The organism is Streptomyces parvus (assembly GCF_014648875.1).
GTDB classification, from domain to species: domain Bacteria; phylum Actinomycetota; class Actinomycetes; order Streptomycetales; family Streptomycetaceae; genus Streptomyces; species Streptomyces parvus.
In genome coordinates this window covers 379902-397072 of record NZ_BMRY01000007.1, presented here as the reverse complement: position 1 = coordinate 397072, position 17171 = coordinate 379902, and the positions used below count along the sequence as shown (strand labels likewise).

14 protein-coding genes are annotated in these 17171 nt (G+C 69.3%); 5 read left to right on the top strand and 9 right to left on the bottom strand.

What is annotated here, in order from left to right; genetic code table 11:
- The first annotated feature begins 760 nt into the window (after nt 1-760).
- A complete protein-coding gene (locus IE140_RS23460; protein WP_150194374.1) occupies nt 761-1012 on the top strand; it encodes a hypothetical protein in 252 nt (83 codons plus the stop codon).
- Nucleotides 1013-1683: 671 nt separating this feature from the next.
- Here IE140_RS23460 and IE140_RS23455 read toward each other — a convergent pair.
- From IE140_RS23455 to IE140_RS36150, 3 genes are all read right to left on the bottom strand, one after another.
- Nucleotides 1684-3075, bottom strand: coding sequence for a serine hydrolase domain-containing protein (locus tag IE140_RS23455; RefSeq protein ID WP_150194372.1), 1392 nt, complete (start codon nt 3073-3075; stop codon nt 1684-1686).
- 107 nt (nt 3076-3182) lie between these two features.
- Nucleotides 3183-4385 carry a PucR family transcriptional regulator gene (locus IE140_RS23450; RefSeq protein ID WP_150194370.1) on the bottom strand — a complete coding sequence of 401 codons (1203 nt, stop codon included), beginning with the start codon at nt 4383-4385 and terminating at the stop codon, nt 3183-3185.
- A gap of 502 nt (nt 4386-4887) precedes the next feature.
- Entirely contained in the window at nt 4888-5466 is a 579-nt protein-coding gene (locus tag IE140_RS36150; RefSeq protein ID WP_229826884.1) for a RidA family protein, read from the bottom strand.
- Between IE140_RS36150 and IE140_RS23440 the strand changes: the two genes are divergently transcribed.
- The gene (locus tag IE140_RS23440) at nt 5465-6700 is read left to right on the top strand and encodes an NAD(P)/FAD-dependent oxidoreductase (protein WP_150194367.1); all 1236 of its coding nucleotides are present in this window, start codon (nt 5465-5467) and stop codon (nt 6698-6700) included. The two genes, IE140_RS36150 and IE140_RS23440, sit on opposite strands and share 2 nt — an antisense overlap.
- Before the next feature lie 147 nt (nt 6701-6847).
- Nucleotides 6848-8254 carry a serine hydrolase domain-containing protein gene (locus IE140_RS23435; protein ID WP_229826883.1) on the top strand — a complete coding sequence of 469 codons (1407 nt, stop codon included), beginning with the start codon at nt 6848-6850 and terminating at the stop codon, nt 8252-8254.
- Nucleotides 8255-8461: 207 nt separating this feature from the next.
- Here the strand turns inward: IE140_RS23435 and IE140_RS23430 are convergent, their stop codons facing one another.
- The 4 genes from IE140_RS23430 to IE140_RS23415 all read right to left on the bottom strand — a co-directional run bounded on the left by IE140_RS23430 (nt 8462) and on the right by IE140_RS23415 (nt 14073).
- A complete protein-coding gene (locus tag IE140_RS23430; protein ID WP_189460655.1) occupies nt 8462-9808 on the bottom strand; it encodes an amidohydrolase family protein in 1347 nt (448 codons plus the stop codon).
- Between the two features lie 248 nt (nt 9809-10056).
- Complete coding sequence (locus tag IE140_RS23425) at nt 10057-11061, bottom strand: dipeptidase (RefSeq protein WP_150194363.1); 1005 nt, start codon at nt 11059-11061, stop codon at nt 10057-10059.
- 542 nt (nt 11062-11603) lie between these two features.
- Nucleotides 11604-12344 (bottom strand): SDR family NAD(P)-dependent oxidoreductase, encoded by a 741-nt coding sequence (locus IE140_RS23420; protein WP_150194360.1) that lies wholly within the window; start codon nt 12342-12344, stop codon nt 11604-11606.
- 763 nt (nt 12345-13107) lie between these two features.
- Nucleotides 13108-14073, bottom strand: a complete 966-nt coding sequence (locus IE140_RS23415) for a pirin family protein (protein WP_150194356.1) — start codon at nt 14071-14073, stop codon at nt 13108-13110.
- Between the two features lie 146 nt (nt 14074-14219).
- Between IE140_RS23415 and IE140_RS23410 the strand changes: the two genes are divergently transcribed.
- Together IE140_RS23410 and IE140_RS23405 are read left to right on the top strand one after the other, a co-directional pair.
- Complete coding sequence (locus IE140_RS23410) at nt 14220-14585, top strand: tetratricopeptide repeat protein (protein WP_150194354.1); 366 nt, start codon at nt 14220-14222, stop codon at nt 14583-14585.
- A 111-nt stretch (nt 14586-14696) separates the two neighbouring features.
- Entirely contained in the window at nt 14697-15374 is a 678-nt protein-coding gene (locus IE140_RS23405) for a hypothetical protein (protein WP_150194352.1), read from the top strand.
- Between the two features lie 116 nt (nt 15375-15490).
- On the opposite strand, the gene IE140_RS23400 is transcribed toward IE140_RS23405, so the two are convergent.
- Together IE140_RS23400 and IE140_RS23395 are read right to left on the bottom strand one after the other, a co-directional pair.
- Nucleotides 15491-16210: a TetR/AcrR family transcriptional regulator gene (locus IE140_RS23400; RefSeq protein WP_167533474.1), complete on the bottom strand. Its 720-nt coding sequence runs from the start codon at nt 16208-16210 to the stop codon at nt 15491-15493.
- Between the two features lie 32 nt (nt 16211-16242).
- A complete protein-coding gene (locus tag IE140_RS23395; RefSeq protein ID WP_150194348.1) occupies nt 16243-17004 on the bottom strand; it encodes an SDR family oxidoreductase in 762 nt (253 codons plus the stop codon).
- Nucleotides 17005-17171 lie beyond the last annotated feature (167 nt).

The following is a 17171-nucleotide window of genomic DNA, read 5'->3' as shown; positions in this document are numbered from 1 at the left end:
GTGCCGACGGGTTGTTGCGCGGTTGGGCGCTGGGTCGCTTTGGGTGGATACAGGCTGGACATGGCGAAACGCACACCTCAACGTCAAATTGTTGAGTGATTGCATTCAGCTTTTGCAGATAGCAGGGCACAGGTTTCTATCGCGTGACAGTTTTGTCAACGGATCTGACGCGCTTACGTCATCAACTCGGTTGCTGCACCCACGTGTAGCTGGCCCGGGAACGGCGCGCGGGTTTGTCCCGCGAAGGGCGAACCCTCAGCCCCGCAGGGAACGCCGGGCACCCGGCCAGGCACCACGGGCCTGCGTCTTCACCCGTGTGCGGCTCGATCCGACGGCCCAAGGGGGACGGTTCGCCGGGATGCGTTCGCCATCCATGACGATGGCCGCGCGGCCGGACGGGCGACTTCGATCCAGAGATCCGCGAGAACGGGGGACTGCGTCGGCGGGTCGCTCGCGACGGCGGTCGGCGGCCTTGCCGGAGGCGTTCAGGGCGGCCTCGGCCGGGAGGGCACTGTGCAGGCGCCGCTCGGGTTGGGGCGGTCCGACGCCGGGGAAAGCGGCACATGTTCTGCGCCGGTCAACTCGACACGCGCCGTACACCGGGATTCGCAAATGTCAGGGCACCGGCGACGGGACTGGAGCGCGAACGGCCGCGACGGCTCACGGCGCGCGTCAGGAGGCCGGTCGCACCTCCAGGCCCCCGCAGGAGCGGATCCGTCATGATGCGGGGGTCGTAGCGCGGGTCCTCGTCACCGGCGATGTGGGATCACGCGCTTCCGACCGGGACGCGGCCGCCCTGGCCGAAACCGGGCTCGGCGGCGTCGAGGTCGACCGCCTCGACCTGCTCGGCCCGGCATCGGTCAGCACATTCACCGACCACTGGCTGGAGACGGACGGTCCGTTCCGCATCCTGGTCAACTGCGCCGGCGCCACGCCCCTATGCGACTCGCACGCGATGCGCGTGGGTACGAGGTGCAGTTCGCGACCAGCCATCTGGGCCACTTCCAGTTGACGCGCGCGCTGCCCCGGCGCTCCGCGCTGCCTCCGCCTCGCGCGTCGTCACCGTGGTCTCGGGTGCGCAGCGGCTCCTCGTCGGCAGCGATGCGGCGGGCAGCTTCGAGGCCGTCCATGCCAGGCATACGGATGTCCGCGAGACGCGAGCTACCAGCAGCAACCCGGCTGGGAGGCAGCAGCAAGGACAGCTGTGTACGCCGGCCGGTCCTTCATCGAGGACGTCGCCTCCTCCGTACGGCCAGAGGAAAGCGACGCCCGCTCGGAAGCTGTTGCAGAAGATGGACCGCATACCGCCGCTCCCGTAGCTATGAGCTGCTGTTGCGGGGCAGCCCTGAGAACCACCCGGCCGTTTCGCTGCCGTTAGGGAGAGGCGGGGAGCCTCCAGCCGCGGGTATGGGACTCGATACTGGACGACACGCTGATGTTTCCCAGCGCGTGAGAGCTCCGGGAAACATCAGGTGCGCGTGTGGCGGCTCCGGCGGTGGAGCGGACTTCTTCCAGGGCGTCGACGTGCACCCGGGACGGCTGGTCGTAGTGGGTGCATGTTCAGAAGCGTGTTCCGGCGGCACATCCAGCGCTCACGGTGGCAGGTGCCGATCTGCGCGAGTCGGACACCGCCGTCTCTGACGCGCCGTCTGGCGGGGTTCCTCGCTGCCGTCGAGCCGGCGGTCAGGTCCGCTCGTAGAGGGTCCCCACTCGGATCATTGCCGGCCGCCCATCTGCGGCCGGGTTGAAGAACTGCACGGCGGCGAAGCCTACCGAGCTGCCGAGGTCCATGGAGAACCGGCGACGCTCGGCGTCGGTGCAGATGAGGGGCAGGGCTTGAGCCTCGGCGGTCGGACGGCCGTTCAGCCTGTCCCACGTCGTCAGGCTTGGGGAGGGTACCGTCCGGAGATGGAGTTGGCCGTCGCGCACGTCGACGGTGACCTCGCCGTTGGGGGACCTGTAGACCCCGGTGTATTGCTCTTCGTCGACCTCGACGGCCGGCTCCGGCAGGTACGTGGGAGCGGGGCTGCTGATGTCGAAGCACTCGTTCATCAGTCGTTCGCACAGCGCGGAGTACAGGTTGAATCCGGTCGTGCTGTTCGTGAGCACCGCCAGGACCGCCTTCTGCGTCGGCAGCACGTACAGGACCGAATGCATACCCAGGTTGGCGCCGCCGTGAACGAGGACGGGGTCGTCGCCCGCCTGGACGAGGGCCCAGCCGAGGCCGTAGTTCGCGTACATGGGGAAGCAGCCCCAGAAGCTGTCGAACTGGGGCGTGCGCATCTCGTGAAGTGCCTCGGGGGACAGGAGCCGGTGCCCTTGGGATGTCGTTCCGTCGAGGTGCATGCGTCCGAAGTCGATCAGAGCATCGATGTCGAGCCATAGGCGTGATCCGGCGGGGCCGTTCTCCGGCCATGCCCGCAGCCGCGAGACCGGCGACAGGTTCCCGCTGGCGGGGTTGACCGTGTGGCCCACGGCGACCGAGCGCAGAAGGAGTTCCTCGGCGTCGGAGGTTGCGTTGAGGCCCAGGGGCCGGATGATGCGCGTGCGGAGGGCGGTGTCGTAGCTCTCGCCGGTGATCACTTCGATCAGCCGTCCCAGGGTGCCCATGCCCATGTTGCTGTACGACCAGCGCTCGCCGGGGACGCCGGTGACCGGCAGGGTGGCGAGCTCGCGCATCAACCGTTCGAGTACGTCGTCGCCCGGGGTCAGGTCCGGCATGTAGTCGCCGGCAAGACCCGAGGAGTGGTTCAGCAGCATGCGCACGGTGATGGCTGCCGCCCGGTCGGGCTGTTCGGCTGTGAACTCGGGCAGATAGGCGCGCACTGGCGCGTCGAGTTCCAGCAGGCCGTCCTCCACTAGGGTCATCGCGAGGGAGGCGGTGAACACCTTGGTCACGGAACCGGCGGCGAACAGCGTGTGGGGCAGCACGGGTGCCCCGGTGTGGGCATTGGCCGTTCCGGTCACGGCTCTGATGACCCTGCCGTCGTGCCACAGAGCCGCTGACGCGCCTGCCACGTTGAATTCGCCGGCCAGGTTCGAAAGCCGACGGGTGAGCTCCTCCGACGTCATCATGTTCTCACCGTAGGTGGGGAGACGCTCAGCCACATTCGACGGTGGTTGCGCATTCCTCGGCTCTTGTTTGTCGTTCGTCGCTTCGGTGGCGTCCTGAAGGTCTCAGCTCAGACGAGGCCCAGCAGTCGGCTGACTTTGATGCCCAGGTGGAGGATGAGGCGGTGTTGCCCGTCGGAGAGGTCGAGTCCGGTGACGTCCTCGATGCGCCGCACGCGGTGGTACACGCTCGCTCGGTGCAGTCCGAGCTCCGTGGCGGTCGCCCGTGCGTCGCCGGCCTTGTCCAGGTACAGCTCGGCGGTGGTGAAGAGTTCAGGGTCGGCTGCGAGCAACTGGCGCACCGCCGGGTGCACCGTTTGGTCGCCGAGCGCGGAGGGCCGCCCTGCGAGCAGCGCGTAGATGCCCAGATTCTCATGGCTGACCAGCGGAGCGAACGAGGGGATGACCTCGGCCACACGCAGGGCGTCCAGTGCCTGCGTGTAGGAGGTGGCTGCATCGTCGAGTCGGCGGGCCGGGCTGCCCGTGGCCACATGGACGTCGCGCCATTTCGCCGTTCTGCCCAGCCGCTCCAGCGACGTCGTCCTGAGCAATTCCGGCAGTTCCGGTGTGCGGCGCAGCATCACGCTCGGGATGACGAGGACCGCGTGGTCCGGTCGGACCAGGCGCAGGCTTCCTCGGTCGCCGAGGCGCGTGGCGGCCGTGTTCAGAGCGGCCTGGAGAGCTATCCGGTCGTCCTCGTCGACCGCGGCCCTGTCGCCGGGAGAAGGGCGGGCGACGAGGACCGCGACGTCGCCGCGCGGTGCGAACAGGCCGCCCTCGACCAGCCTTGCCGCGGCCATGCTCCTGACCTGTTCGTCGTCCGAGAGCAGGTCGCGCACCAGCTCGCCCTCGCGGGCCATGCGGAGGTCCGAGAGAACGCGCTCGCGAAAGCAGACAGCACCCGCGTCGGCGGCCGCCGCCGACGCCAGTTCGAGCTGCTCGTCCGTCAGCGAACCCTCCTCGTCGAACAGCCACAGGTAGCCGAAGCGCACGCCCTGGTACACGACGGGCACCACCACTCGCGCCAGGAGTCCAAGGCCGTCGTCTGCCGGGAGCCGAACCGGACCGGTCGCCCTCCCCAGGCGCTGACGCCGCAGCCACGCCAGCGCCTCGGGAGGAGCCTCACGGGTGAGGATGACCCGCGCGCGCATCTCGTCGCCCTCGCCGAGGTGGGCGCTGTAGGCCAGCAGCCGGAAGTCGACGTCGTCCACGGCCACCGCTCGCCCAAGGCGGTGCGCGAGCACTTCCACCACACGCTGCAGCTCTTCGAGCACACGACTCACCGTCCTGCCGCAGATCCGCGGCCTGCTCCCGTCCGCCCACGACTCCCGTCGGCGCCTCTTCAGTCGTACCACGCCCCGCGACACCGGTTGACGGGCTGAAGAGCGGACGTCTCAGTGCTTGGAAGGCGCGCGCGGAGACGGACAGCGAGTCGGACACGCGCGCACTGCCCGCCATGACTCGCAGACGCTGAGACGAGCGGGGCTCCGGGCGACACGCCGCGAGCCGACCGGACGACAGGTGTCGAAGTGACGATACCTATGACACGACGCGGGCCACATGTCTTGCGGCGTGATCCGGGCGAGTCTAGGGGCCGGGGCAGGGCCCCCACCGGCGTACGTCTCAACCGAGGGCGCCGGGACACACCACTGCCGGACTGGAGGCTCCCATGCGCCGCGCATCGCCCAGCACGTCTCCGCCGGGGTTTCGAGCGCCCCTGCCGGGCCCTCCTCGCAGACGGGCTCGCAGTCGCAAGCAACGACGCCTGTCGGGCCGTCAGCGACGCCGGGCCCAGGCTTCGAGCTCGACCAGCGCGCCGAACGGCAGTTCGTGCACCGCCACACAGGTACGGGCCGGCGGTTCGGTTCGGAAGACGGTGTTGTACCGCTCGTTGAAGGTGCTGAAGTCATCCATCGTGGTCAGGTAGATGTTGACCTTGACCACATCGGTAACCGCCAGCCCGGCCGCGTCCAGCACGGTCAGCAGATTGGCCAGCGCCTGATCCGTCTGCCCGGCGGCGCCACCGTCGACCAGACGGCCGTCAGCGAGGCCGATCTGTCCGGCGATCGCCACGAGGTCGCCGGCGTCCACGGTGGAGCGGTAGTTGGGAAGAGAGTTCATCGATTCGCCTGTCTCGGAGGAAGGGGCGCTCGGGCCCCGTTCCGGCTCACTATCTGCCGTGCGCCGCCTGAAGTCGTCCTGCAGCTGTCCGGTGTGGTCGGCCTCGATTTCGACGTCTGTCACACGGGCGGCCGTGGCCCCGCCCCCAGCCAGTCCTCTTGTCAGGAGATCAGCATGCTTCTCACCGAACATCCGGGTCCGGTACGTGACCACGCCGAAGGGGGTGTGCAGCATGGCACGCAGGCCGCCTGAGCGAGTCGCCGTCATCGGAGCCGGGATGGTCGGACTCTCGACCGCTTGGTTCCTCCAGGAGTCCGGGGTCGAGGTGACGGTCCTGGACCGTACGGGGGTGGCCGCGGGCTCCAGCTGGGGCAACGCGGGATGGCTGACGTCCAGCCTGGCCTCTCCGCTGCCCGAACCCGAAGTCCTGAAGTACGGCATCCGAGCCATGTTCAGTTCGTCGTCGCCGCTCTACATACCTCCTACCGCCGATCCACGCACGATCAAGTGGCTCGCACAGTTCGCCCGCAACTGCACGAACGCCCGGTGGAACAGGGCGATGCAGGGCATGCTGCCTCTCATAGAGGGCGCCATGACCGCGTTCGAAGCGCTGGAGAGGGGCGGAATCACGGCCCGAACCCAGCCTGCGGACCCGCTCACTGCGGCGTTCCGTACAGCGCAGGGGAGCGAAGGAATGCTGCGGGAGTTCGCCCACCTGAAGGCCGTCGGCCGGCCGGTGGACTTCGAGATCCTCGACGGCACTGACGCCAGGAGCTCCGAGCCCGTCCTGGCCGACGAGATCACCCGCGTGGTGCGCTTCCGGGGCGAGCGGTTCATCGATCCCGCTCAGTACGTCCAGGCCATCGCCGACTCCGTACGGGCGCGCGGCGGTCTGATCGTCGAGGGTACTGAAGTGAGCACCCTGCACCCGACGAGCGCGGGTGTCACCGTTGCCGGGGAGAATTACGACGCTGTCGTCCTCGCCCACGGTGCGTGGATCAACCGGCTTGCCGACCAGGCGGGCGTCCGGCAGACAGTGCAGGCCGGCCGGGGCTACTCCTTCACTGTCAGGATGGACCAGCTCCCCAAGGGACCGGTCTACTTCACCCAGCAGAAGGTTGTCTGCACCCCGCTCGGCGACCGGGCGCGGATCGCCGGGACGATGGAGTTCAGGAACGTGAGCGCGCCCAAGGACCCGCGTCGCATCCGCTCTCTGGTCACCCAGGCGAGCACCCTTCTGCGGGGCGCGCAGCTCGACGACCGGCAGGACGAATGGGTGGGCGCCCGCCCCTGCACCGCGGACGGCCTCCCTCTGATCGGAGCTGGGCGCAACCCCCGGGTCCACATCGCCGGAGGCCACGGGATGTGGGGCATCTTCCTGGGCCCGGTCAGTGGCAGGCTTCTCGCCGAGCAGATCGTCACCGGTCGGCGTCCCGATGCCCTGCGCGCAGTCGACCCACTACGCTGACGGCCGTCTGCCGGGTCGCCCGATGGAGCGACGGCCAACGTCGCATCGCCCCGCCACTGCCCCGCACCTCACGCGTCCCGCCGCGACGGACTCGTCGCGGCGCAGGGACGAGCATCCGCCCTCCTGGCTTCGAGGAGACAGCCCCACGTGTGCCGATCGCTGAGCAACGAAGAACCCCTCTCCCCCGCGCCGCTCGACCTTTCGCACTGGCAGCGGCGGCTGACGGAACTCGCCGAGCGGCACCGGGTACCCGGCGCGGTCCTCGGCATCGCGCGCGGTGAGCAGCACGCCGTGGCCGCCCACGGCGTGCTCAACACGGGCACGGGGGTCACCACCACGCCCGACTCCCTCTTCCAGATCGGGTCCATCACGAAGGTGTGGACGACGACCCTGGTCATGCAACTGGTCGACGAGGTCGCCCTCGATCTGGACGCCCCGGTCGCCGGTGTCCTGCCGGAGCTGCGACTGTCCGACCCGCAGGTGGCGCAGCAGGTGACGATGCGGCATCTGCTGTCCCACACCAGCGGCGTCGACGGGGACATCTTCACCGACACCGGACGCGGCGACGCCTGCCTGGAGCGATTCGTCGGCCACCTGGACCAGGCCGCGCAGAACCATCCGCCGGGAGCGACCTTCTCGTACTGCAACTCCGGGTTCGTCCTCGCCGGGCGGATCATCGAGAAGCTCACCGGCATGAGCTGGGACCATGCGCTGCGCGAGCGGCTGTGCGTGCCGCTCGGCCTCGAACACACCGTCACCCTGCCGGAGGAAGCACTGCTCTTCCGGACCGCCGTGGGCCATACGGCCCCGTGCGGCCAGCCGCCCCGCCCGGTCCCCGTCTGGGGACTGCCGCGCTCCCAGGGGCCGGCCGGTCTGATCACCGCCGCCGCCAAGGACGTCCTCGCCTTCGCCCGGCTCCACCTGAGCGGAGGCCTCGCCCCCGACGGGACACGGGTGCTCTCGGAGCACGCAGCGCACGTGATGACCGAGCATCAGGCCCCCCTGCCGGACACGCTCTCGCTGGGGGACTCCTGGGGACTGGGCTGGATCCGCTTCGGCTGGGACGGGCACCGGCTGACCGGACACGACGGATCCACCCTCGGACAGTCCGCGTTCCTGCGGATACTGCCCGACCAGGATCTGGCCGTCACCCTCCTCACCAACGGTGGTGCGGCAAAGGACCTGTACCGGCAACTGTTCGCGGAGATCTTCGCCGGCCTGGCCGGGGTGACCATGCCGGAGCCGCCGCGCCCGCCCGCCGAGCCGCCGAAGGTGGACGTCCGTCAGCACCTCGGACGATACGAGCGGGCCGGCACACGCATCGACGTACTCGAAGGCGCGGACGGGCCGAGAATGCGGCACACCACCACGGGGCCACTCGCCCACCTGGTGCCGGAGCCGGTGCATGAGACCGCGCTGGTGCCGGTCACGGAGAGACAGTTCCTGGTGCGCTATCCCGACAGCCCGTCCTGGATTCCGGTCACCTTCTACTCGCTTCCCACCGGGGAGAAGTACGTGCACCACGGCATGCGCGCGACCCCGAAGGATTCCTGACGCCGGGCCGTCGGACAACGCCGTGCCCGCCCGGCCGCCGACGGCGCTCGTGGCGGCGCGTGACGAGGTCCCGCGCTGGTGAGGTCGGCAAGCGGTCCGGTATCTGACATCGTGACGGAGACACGGCATGCGGCAGTGCGACCGGGAACCTCCCGGTCGCACCATGGCCGCGATGTCCAGGCGCGGACTCCAGCCCACGGGCTCCGGTCAGTGCATTCCCGTCACGCAGGTCGGGCAGCCCGGAAGCCGAACACCTTCATGAAGAGCCTTCTTGTAGCGGGCCTCCTCATCGAGCGGAGCAGGTAGATCCGCGGTCAACAAGGGTCGCTCGGGCAGCGCGTCGAGGTCAACCAGGGAGCCCTCCTTGACCACGGCGTGGATGCTCCGGTAGTTGTCGGCGCCCTGGAGCGGGTCCCTGTCGAGAATGACCATGTCGGCGATCTTGCCCACTTCGAGTGTTCCGAGATCGTCCTCGACGCCGTAGGCCCGTGCGATGTTGCGGGTTGTCGCGTGCAACAGGTCCATGGGGGCCATGCCCTTCTCCTCCATGGCGCGCAGCCAGACGAAGTGGCCGGTGGCCAGCCGGCCCAGGGCCTCGTCCTCGGGCAGCCCGTTCCACGTGCCCTTGATCATCGGTTCCTGCATGACTTCCGGGGCAAAGATGCCTCCGTCGTTCGCGAGGAGGATCGTCGCGCCGACGCGGACAAGATTGCGGGCATTGGCGTCCGATGCCTTCCACATCGTCCATTCGAGATCCGAGACGCTTTCCCTCAGGGCTGCCATGCCGCTGTCGGTCAGCGGAAAGATGACGACACCGCAGTTGCCCTGGGCAAGGCGTTCGAGGGTCTCGTCCGGGATCTCGACGGGTCCCGTCATGTTGCCGTGCTGCACGAGGTCGCAGCCCGCCTCGATGGCCATTCTCAGGCCCTCGACCGTTGACGTGTGCGCTTGGGCGGTCAGTCCTGCACGGTGGGCTTCCCCGGTGATGGCGCGTTGTGTTCGCTCGGAGAACTGGAGGAAGGCACCGGCGGAGGTCCCGCCGTGTTCGTTCGACGCGTACTTGACGAAGTCGATGCCGTGCCCGATGTACGAGCGGACCTCTTCGCCGACGGCCTCGGGGGTCAGCCACATCAGGTGCCGACCGGAGTTCTCGACCCACGCGGCGTTCACCCGGTCGACGAAGTGGGAACTGCCGACCCCGGGGGTCCTGCCGATGAAGTCCGGGGAGAACGGGCCGTCGAAGCCGATGATGTTTCCGGCACAGCGGACGCGGCTGCCCACGGTCTCGCCCCGGTCGATCCGGTCACGGACGGCCATGAGCGCGCGTCGCGGTCCCCAGGTGTCGAACACCGTGGTCATGCCGCCCTTGAGGGCAACCTGAGCGGCCTCGACGATCAGGTCCTCGTAGCGGCCCTCGTACCTGACGAGTGTCTCGAAGAGGACGTTGACGAACAGATGCACATTGGCGTTCATCAATCCGGGGATGACGAATTTCCCGCTGAGATCGACGGTCCTGGTCCCCGGCGGGACCGGAATCCCGTCCGGGCGGCCCATCGCCACGATCCGGCCGTTGTCCACAAGGATCGACTGGCCGGCCATGCCCCCGTCGGAGACGCCGTCGATCACCGTCGCACCGGTGAACAGAAGTGACATGATCTTCCTCTCCGGACCGCCCGCGTCCGTCCGTGGACACAGGCGGTCGCCTGAACCTTCGCTCGTTGATTCCGCTCCCGACACCCCAAGGGGCGGCGCGACGTACCGGCTCCAGCCCGGCCCTGGAATCCCGCACGGTGCACGGGGGATCAGCGCCAGGCCGTCTGTGCCACACGGAGGAAGTTCTCTCCGAGGATTCCTCGGATCGATTCCGGTGAATAGGCGCGTTCCGCCAGAGCGGTGGCGATCGTGGGCAGCCGCTCCGGCTCGATGAATTCGATGCGGTCCCACTGGTCATAGCTCGGCGGGAAGAGGTCAGGATTCCGGGTCAGCTCACTGTTGAGGTCGTCGGCGGCGAAGCAGTAGTCGAGGCCGAGTCCCACGTGCTCCCAGCCGACCAGGTCCACTGCGTGATCAATGTGACGGACGAACGCGTCGGTGCTCGTGTCGTTGTCGCCCAGGAAGATCCCCACGCCGTTGATGCCGATGACGCCGCCGGTCGCCGCGCACGCCCGGATCTGGTCGTCCCACACGTTGCGCTCATGGTCGTGGACCGCGCGCGTCGCCGAATGGGACAGCACGACGGGCGCCGTCGACGCGGCGAAGATGTCCATCGATGTGCGATAGGAACAGTGCGTCGCGTCGACCACCATGCCCACGCGGTTCATCTCCGCCACCACCTCCCTGCCGAACGCGGTCAGGCCGCCGTCCGCGTCGTCGTGACAGCCCGAGCCTGCGGCGTTCCGCTGGTTGTAGGTGAGCAGCAGGGTCCGGACCCCGAGGTCGTAGTACGTCTGAACGGTGTCGATGCGGCCGCCCAGCGGATTGGCGTCCTCCAGGTCGAACGCCACCGCGAGACGTCCCGTGGCCTTGGCCCGGCGCACGTCGTCCGCCGATTCCGCCAGGACGTAACGGTTCGGGTTGGTGAGGACGTGACGGCGAAACGCGGACAGGACCCTGACGGTGTCGGCGATGCCGTGCGGCGCGTAACCAACGTTCACCGATACGAAGGAGGCACCCGCCTCCGCGTAGCGCCACAACGCGTCGACGCGGGTGTCCGGGTCGAGCGGAAGGCAGCAATGCTGCTCCCACACCAGCGCTCCGGCATATTCCGGCCCGAAGCCGGGCTTCTTCGTCTCGGACTCCTGATTCATGGATCTCCCTGAAACGATAATCGGGTCTCGGCCGAATGCTAGGAGTACGGCGGACAACCGACGAGCGCCAGTCGTCGAGCAGAACACGATCCTCGTTCGACAACTGACGTAGACGGCTGCCTGCGGCAGATAGAGTTCGCGACGGTGCGTTCAACCTTCCCCTGCGCGGGCTTGAAGTGCAGTGAGGACACAAGGGAGAGGACGCCGGGAAGAGTTTGGCCTCGGCAGATGACGCCGGAGACGCCGCCTCGGAGATCACCACTGCCCACTCCTACCCGGCGGCCATGTCACCGGCGGTGGTGCGCAACGGTCATGGTCAGGCCACGTGTGCGGGGCGGCGGCCCCATCACGGCTGTCTGCCGTGTGTCTCCGCGGCCGAGACGGGGAGACGGTTCCGCTCGGGAAGTGCCTCGACGATCTGGATCAGGGATCTCATAGGGTCCACTCCTTGATCGCCACTGAAATACGCACCACACCCTGATTGCCACTCGCCGCCGGACCAAGGCTCCGCTTTTGCCCCGAGGTGGCGGATCCGCCTGTGCTCACATCCCGCCGGCGATCCTCATCACCGTGCCGGTGGCGTAGGAGGCGTCGTCCGAGAGCAGCCAGGCGACCGCTCCGGCGATTTCCTCGGGCTGCCCGGCGCGGCCCATCGGGGTGATCTCTGCGATCTTGGCGGGCCGCTGCGGGTCGGCGTGAAAGTCGGTCCAAATCGTACCGGGGGCAACGCAGTTGACCCGGATGCCGTCGGCCGCCACCTCCTTGGACAGCCCGACCGTCATAGCGTCCACGGCGGCCTTCGCCGCCGCGTAGTGGACGTAGGTGCCGGGGCTGCCCAGTGTCGCTGCGGCGGATGAGATGTTCACGATCGCCCCGCCTGCCGTCATATCGCCGATGGCCCGGCGGGCGCACAGCAGGTAGCCCAGGATGTTGACTTCCAGGGCCTGCCGCATCCCTTCCGGGTCTGCGCTGGTCAGTGGTCCGACCGGCCCGCTCACCCCGGCGTTGTTCACCAGCCCGGTTACCGGTCCCAGGTGGGCGGCGGCAGTATCGAACAGACGGCCCACGTCCGCCGCGTCGGCGGTGTCGACCGCGACGGCGACGGCCGCCCGGCCCAGCGCGCGCACCCCTTCGACCACGCCCTCGGCCGCGTCGGCGTCCGACCGGTACCCGACGGCGACGTCGTGTCCTTCGGCCGCCAGCCGCAGGCAGATCGCCGCACCGATGCCCCGACTGCCGCCGGTGACCACGGTCACCTGCTGCCGCTCTCCCTGTTCCGCCATGTTCCGGTCCTTCGAGCTGGGCTGATAAATGATCGATCAAATCGCCACTCTACTCAGACTGCTTTCGCGCCGGTCCCCGCCCCCAGCGTCCGTGGGGCGGCGTTTATGCAGGTGGGCGTGGCTACCGCGAGCCAAGGCGGCTTGTCCCGGCCACCGCGTCCGGCCGACCCGAAATACGTCGAATGCCACGGCTCACTGAACTCGCCTGCTTGCTATGCCATGTGCACCCGCGTTGTACAAGAGGCACGCCTTGAGCCCCGCCGTGAGGACGGTTCCCGCAGATTGATCACGACTCGACACAGTCGTAGCGCTCCGCGCGGACGCGGACCAGTCCACCGCAGCCCCTGCCCTCCCCGCCGACGCGGGGACGCTCCGGCCGCTGGATCAACGGGGAACTGTGTCCTGGCGGTCGCCGGCGAGGACTTCGCTGCCGACGAGCCGGGAGTGGTCGTCGGCGGTGGAGTGGACAGGGAGTAGCCGATCACCGGCGAGGCGGGCAGGCCCGTGACCGGACCGATACGGGCCGGTCCGAGCTTGCGGTCCCGACGCAGCGGCAGACCTGCGATGCCAATCAGGAAAGTCAGCAAAGGGGCAGCATCGATCCGATGGAACCCTGACACACAAGCTCGAACACGAAACTCGATACACCACCTCTCAAATCCAGTAGCCCCCGAGCCCCGAGCACAAGACAGGTGCGAATAGGGCAGTCGGCGTAGCGGCCGCCCGTGGAAGCGCGGCCAGCCCGACTTTGGCTTTCCCCAGGTCAGCGCACCCGCCCGCGCGGTTTCAGCGGGGTGGCGGGCAGCTCCGGTGCAGACAGGCGGGCGCCGTCGTAGCCCTGCACCTCACCGAACCTCGAGCCCTCTTCCCAGTCCTTTCGCGCCTGGACGATCTCCTCACCGGACCGGGCGATGAAGTTCCAGAACATCACCAGCTCCTCCTCGAACGGCTCGCCTCCCAGGAGCATCAGCCCGGCGTCGGAGTGGGCGCGCAGGGGGAGTTCGGTACGGCCGCAGCCGAGGTAGAGCATCGAGCCGGGCAGCACGGGTACGCCGTCGACCTCGGCCTCGCCCGACATGGACAGGACCGCGTACTCGAAGTCGGGGTCCAGGGGCAGGCGGGTCCGGGCGCCACCGGTCAGGGACAGGTCGGCGCCGACGATCGGGGTGTACGCCGTACCGGGCGAGGCCGCCCCGTCCAGCTCGCCCAGGATGACGGTGGCGGACAGGCCGGGGGCGGTGACGACGGGCAGGTCCGCATGGTGCTGGAAGTGCGGCTCGACGTTGCGGTGGGCGTCCGGAAGGGCCACCCAGAGCTGCGCCCCGTGCAGAAGCCGGGCGTGTTCCTTCGGGCTCTCCTCGGAGTGGCTGATGGCGCGGCCCGAGGTCATCAGGGCCAGTTCGCGGGGGCGCACCGTCTGCAGGCTGCCGAGGCTGTCCCGGTGGAGCACCTCCCCTTCGTGGAGCCAGCTGACCGTCTGGAGCCCCATGTGCGGGTGCGGCGGGACCTGCATGCCCGGCTCGTCCGCGATGTCGTCGGGCCCGTAGTGGTCGACGAAGGCCCACGCCCCCACCATGCGCCGGCCGAGGTTGGGCAGCAGACGGCGGACCTCGGTGGATCCGCCCAGCTGGACATGGCGGGGAGCCAGCAGCTCACGGACGGGCTCGGCGACGACGAAACCACGCCCGCCGCAGACGGAGGGCGTGGCCTGGCGATCGAGATTGCTCATGGCGCTCAACCTATTCCCGCAGGGGCGTGGAGCATCGGGTCCCACGCCAAAACTTTAGTGGAATGTTCAACCATTGTGCGATGTTGTCATGGCTGAACGTACGGCGGGGCGGTCGGAGACGGCCCGCACCACACGAAGGAGGACACGTGAGCGAGACCGAGACCTACTACGAGTTCGGCACCGCCGCCGACCGGTGGGACCGGGCACGGGTGTTCTTCGAGGCGAAGGAGTACCTGGCGGCCGCCCGGATCCTGGGCGGACTCGTCGGGGAGGCGCCGGAGCAGGTCGCACCGCGGCTGCTGCTGGCGCGCTCCTACTACCACTCCGCCCGGCTGGGAAAGGCGGAGGAGGAGCTGCGGAGGGTTCTGGAGCTCGACCCGGTGGAGACGTACGCGCACCTCATGCTGGGCCGGACCCTGGAGCGCCAGGGGCGCGACGCCGACGCGGCGCCGCACCTGCGGATGGCCGCGGCCCTCACCGGTGACTTCACCCCCGGAACCGACCGCTCCTGAGCCGCCGCCCCACACCACCCCCGGGCCCGCACCCTTCGGTGCGGGCCCGGCCTCCTTTACCCGTCGGTACGAGCATCGGACAATGAGATCTCCGGAACGAAGGGGTGGGGGATGAAGGGATCCAGGAGCGCCGCGTTACGCCGGGCGCGGTCGGCCGCGCTCATCGGGCTGGCGGTGGCGGCCTCGGCAGGCTGCTCCGGCGGTGACGACGACGGCACGAAGGGGGAGGCCGCGGAGCTGAGCGCTCGTCCGCCGGGCGCTCACAGCTGGACCGGCAGACCGTGCGACCTCCTCACGGACTCACCGCCCGCCGAGGGCTTCACCCTCGGCAGCACCACGGACTCCGCCTCCCCCGACGCCCGGGAAGACGTCGGCGAGAACGGCTCGCGGCCGCTCTACCGGCGGACCGGCTGCCTCGCGGACCTCAAGGGGCCGGACGGCGCGTTCTGGAAACTCCATGCCACGGCCTCGGTGTACGAGGACTCCGAGCCCGCCCGTCACGCGTACCGCGTCAAGGAGGACCTCGACCGCGCTCACGGACGCGGGCCCGAGAAGGTGCACGACACCGCCTACGCGCTACCGGCCGACGACGGGGGCCGCCCCGGCCGCACCCTCCTCCTGTGGAACGGCGACCTGGTGCTCACGGTGTCCGCGTACGCACCGCACGGCAGCACGGAACGCGAGGTGCGGAAGAACCTCGAAAGGATCATCGGAAACGCGGCCCACCGCATGGAGAACGGTCTGCGCGACCAGGGCGCCCCCTCCCTCTCCCCCTACGCCTCCCCCTGATGTCAGAGATGTCAGAACTCCGAGGTCCCGGCCTCTTCGGCGCGCGGGCTCCCGGCTATCGGCTATCGGCCTCCAGGGCTCCCGGACTCCAGAACCTCCCTGCCCGACGCCTCCGTTCAGGTCTCCGGGCGAGCGTTCGCGACCCGGTCGAGCCACTCCTTCATCAGCGTCGCCTCGGCGGTGCTCAGACCCGCCCCGTGCTCCTTGCGCAACAGGGCACTCAACCGGGCCGCCACCGTCGGGACTTCGGCGTCCGCCGACGCGCTCGGCGATTTCTCCTGCACCGGCTTCGGCGTGAGCACCGTGGCGTACAGCGCGTCACGCACCCGGTGGGACACCTCGATGTCGTCGAACGTCGCCGGACGGGACACCAGCATCAGCGCCACGCCCACATTGGCAGACATGATCATCTGGGCGGCCAGCTCGGGCGCGACGCGTATCCGGCCCTGGGCGGCGACCCGTTCGAGGTCCCCGGTCAGGATCCGGTGGGACTCCAGCGCCGCGGCGGGCGGCGTGCGCATCGCCGGCGAGTTCATCAGGCGGTAGAGGTTCCGGTTGTCGAGGGCGAAGGCGACGTGACTGTCCCACCCGCGCCGCAGGTCCTCCACGGCGTCGGTCGTCTCGCCGCGCTCCCTCTTCGTCGCCAGGTACTTCTCGAAGCCGTGGTCGACGACGGCCGACAGCAGCCCTTCCTTGTCGCCGAAGTGGCGGTAGAGGGCCGGCGCGCCCACCTTCGCCGCCTCGCACACGGCGCGCGTGGAGATGTCGCCGTCGGGCGACTCCCTCACCAGGGCGGCGGCCACTTCCAGGATGCGTGTCCGGGTACTCGTGCTCACCGGACGGACGCTATCAAGCGGCACGGCAGCCCTCAGACGATGCCGCCGTTGGCCCGCAGCACCTGCCCGTTGACCCAGCGGGCCGGGCCGGCGAGGAAGGAGACCACCTCGGCTATGTCCTGCGGGGTCCCCAGCCGCTCCAGCGGCGGCTGGGCGGCCATCCGCGCCACGGTCTCCTCGTCCTTGCCGTCCAGGAAGAGCGCGGTGGCGGTCGGCCCCGGAGCCACGGCGTTGACCGTGATGTCCCGGCCGCGCAGCTCCCGGGCGAGGATGAGAGTCACGGCCTCGACGGCGCCCTTGGTCGCGGCGTACGCGGCGTAGCCGGGCAGGGACAGCGACAGCACCGAGCTGGAGAAGTTGATGATGGCCCCGCCCGCGCGCAGCCTCCGTGCCGCCTGCTGGTCGACGACGAACGTGCCCCGGATGTTGGTGCGGTGCATCCGGTCGAGCGTGTCCAGTTCGAGCTCGGCCAGCGGGGCGAGCGCCATGACCGCCGCCGCGTGCACCACCACGTCGATCCCGCCGAACGCCTCCTCGGCGGCATCGAAGAGCGCGGCGACGGCCACCTCGTCGGCCACGTCCGCCTGCCGTGCGATCGCCTCACCGCCCGCGGCGGTGATCGCGGCGACGGCCGCTTCCGCCTCGGTCCGGTTGCCCGCGTAGTTCACGACGACCGCGAAGCCGTCGGCGGCGAGGCGTTCGGCGCTCTCACGGCCGATGCCCCGGGACCCTCCGGTGACCACGGCCACCCTGCGGGGGGCGGATGCGGGTGCGGTTGTGGACTGTTCGGTCATGGCTTCGCTCCTGGCGACTGGGGTCGCGGCCGTTCCGTGAATCCCGATGACATCAACGCTAACACCAATGCGTTATCAACGCTACCTTTCGATCGTAGCGACGCTAATCAAGATCGCTACCCCACCGCCACCGAACATCGCCACCCCACCGCTCCCCCCCTTCGGAG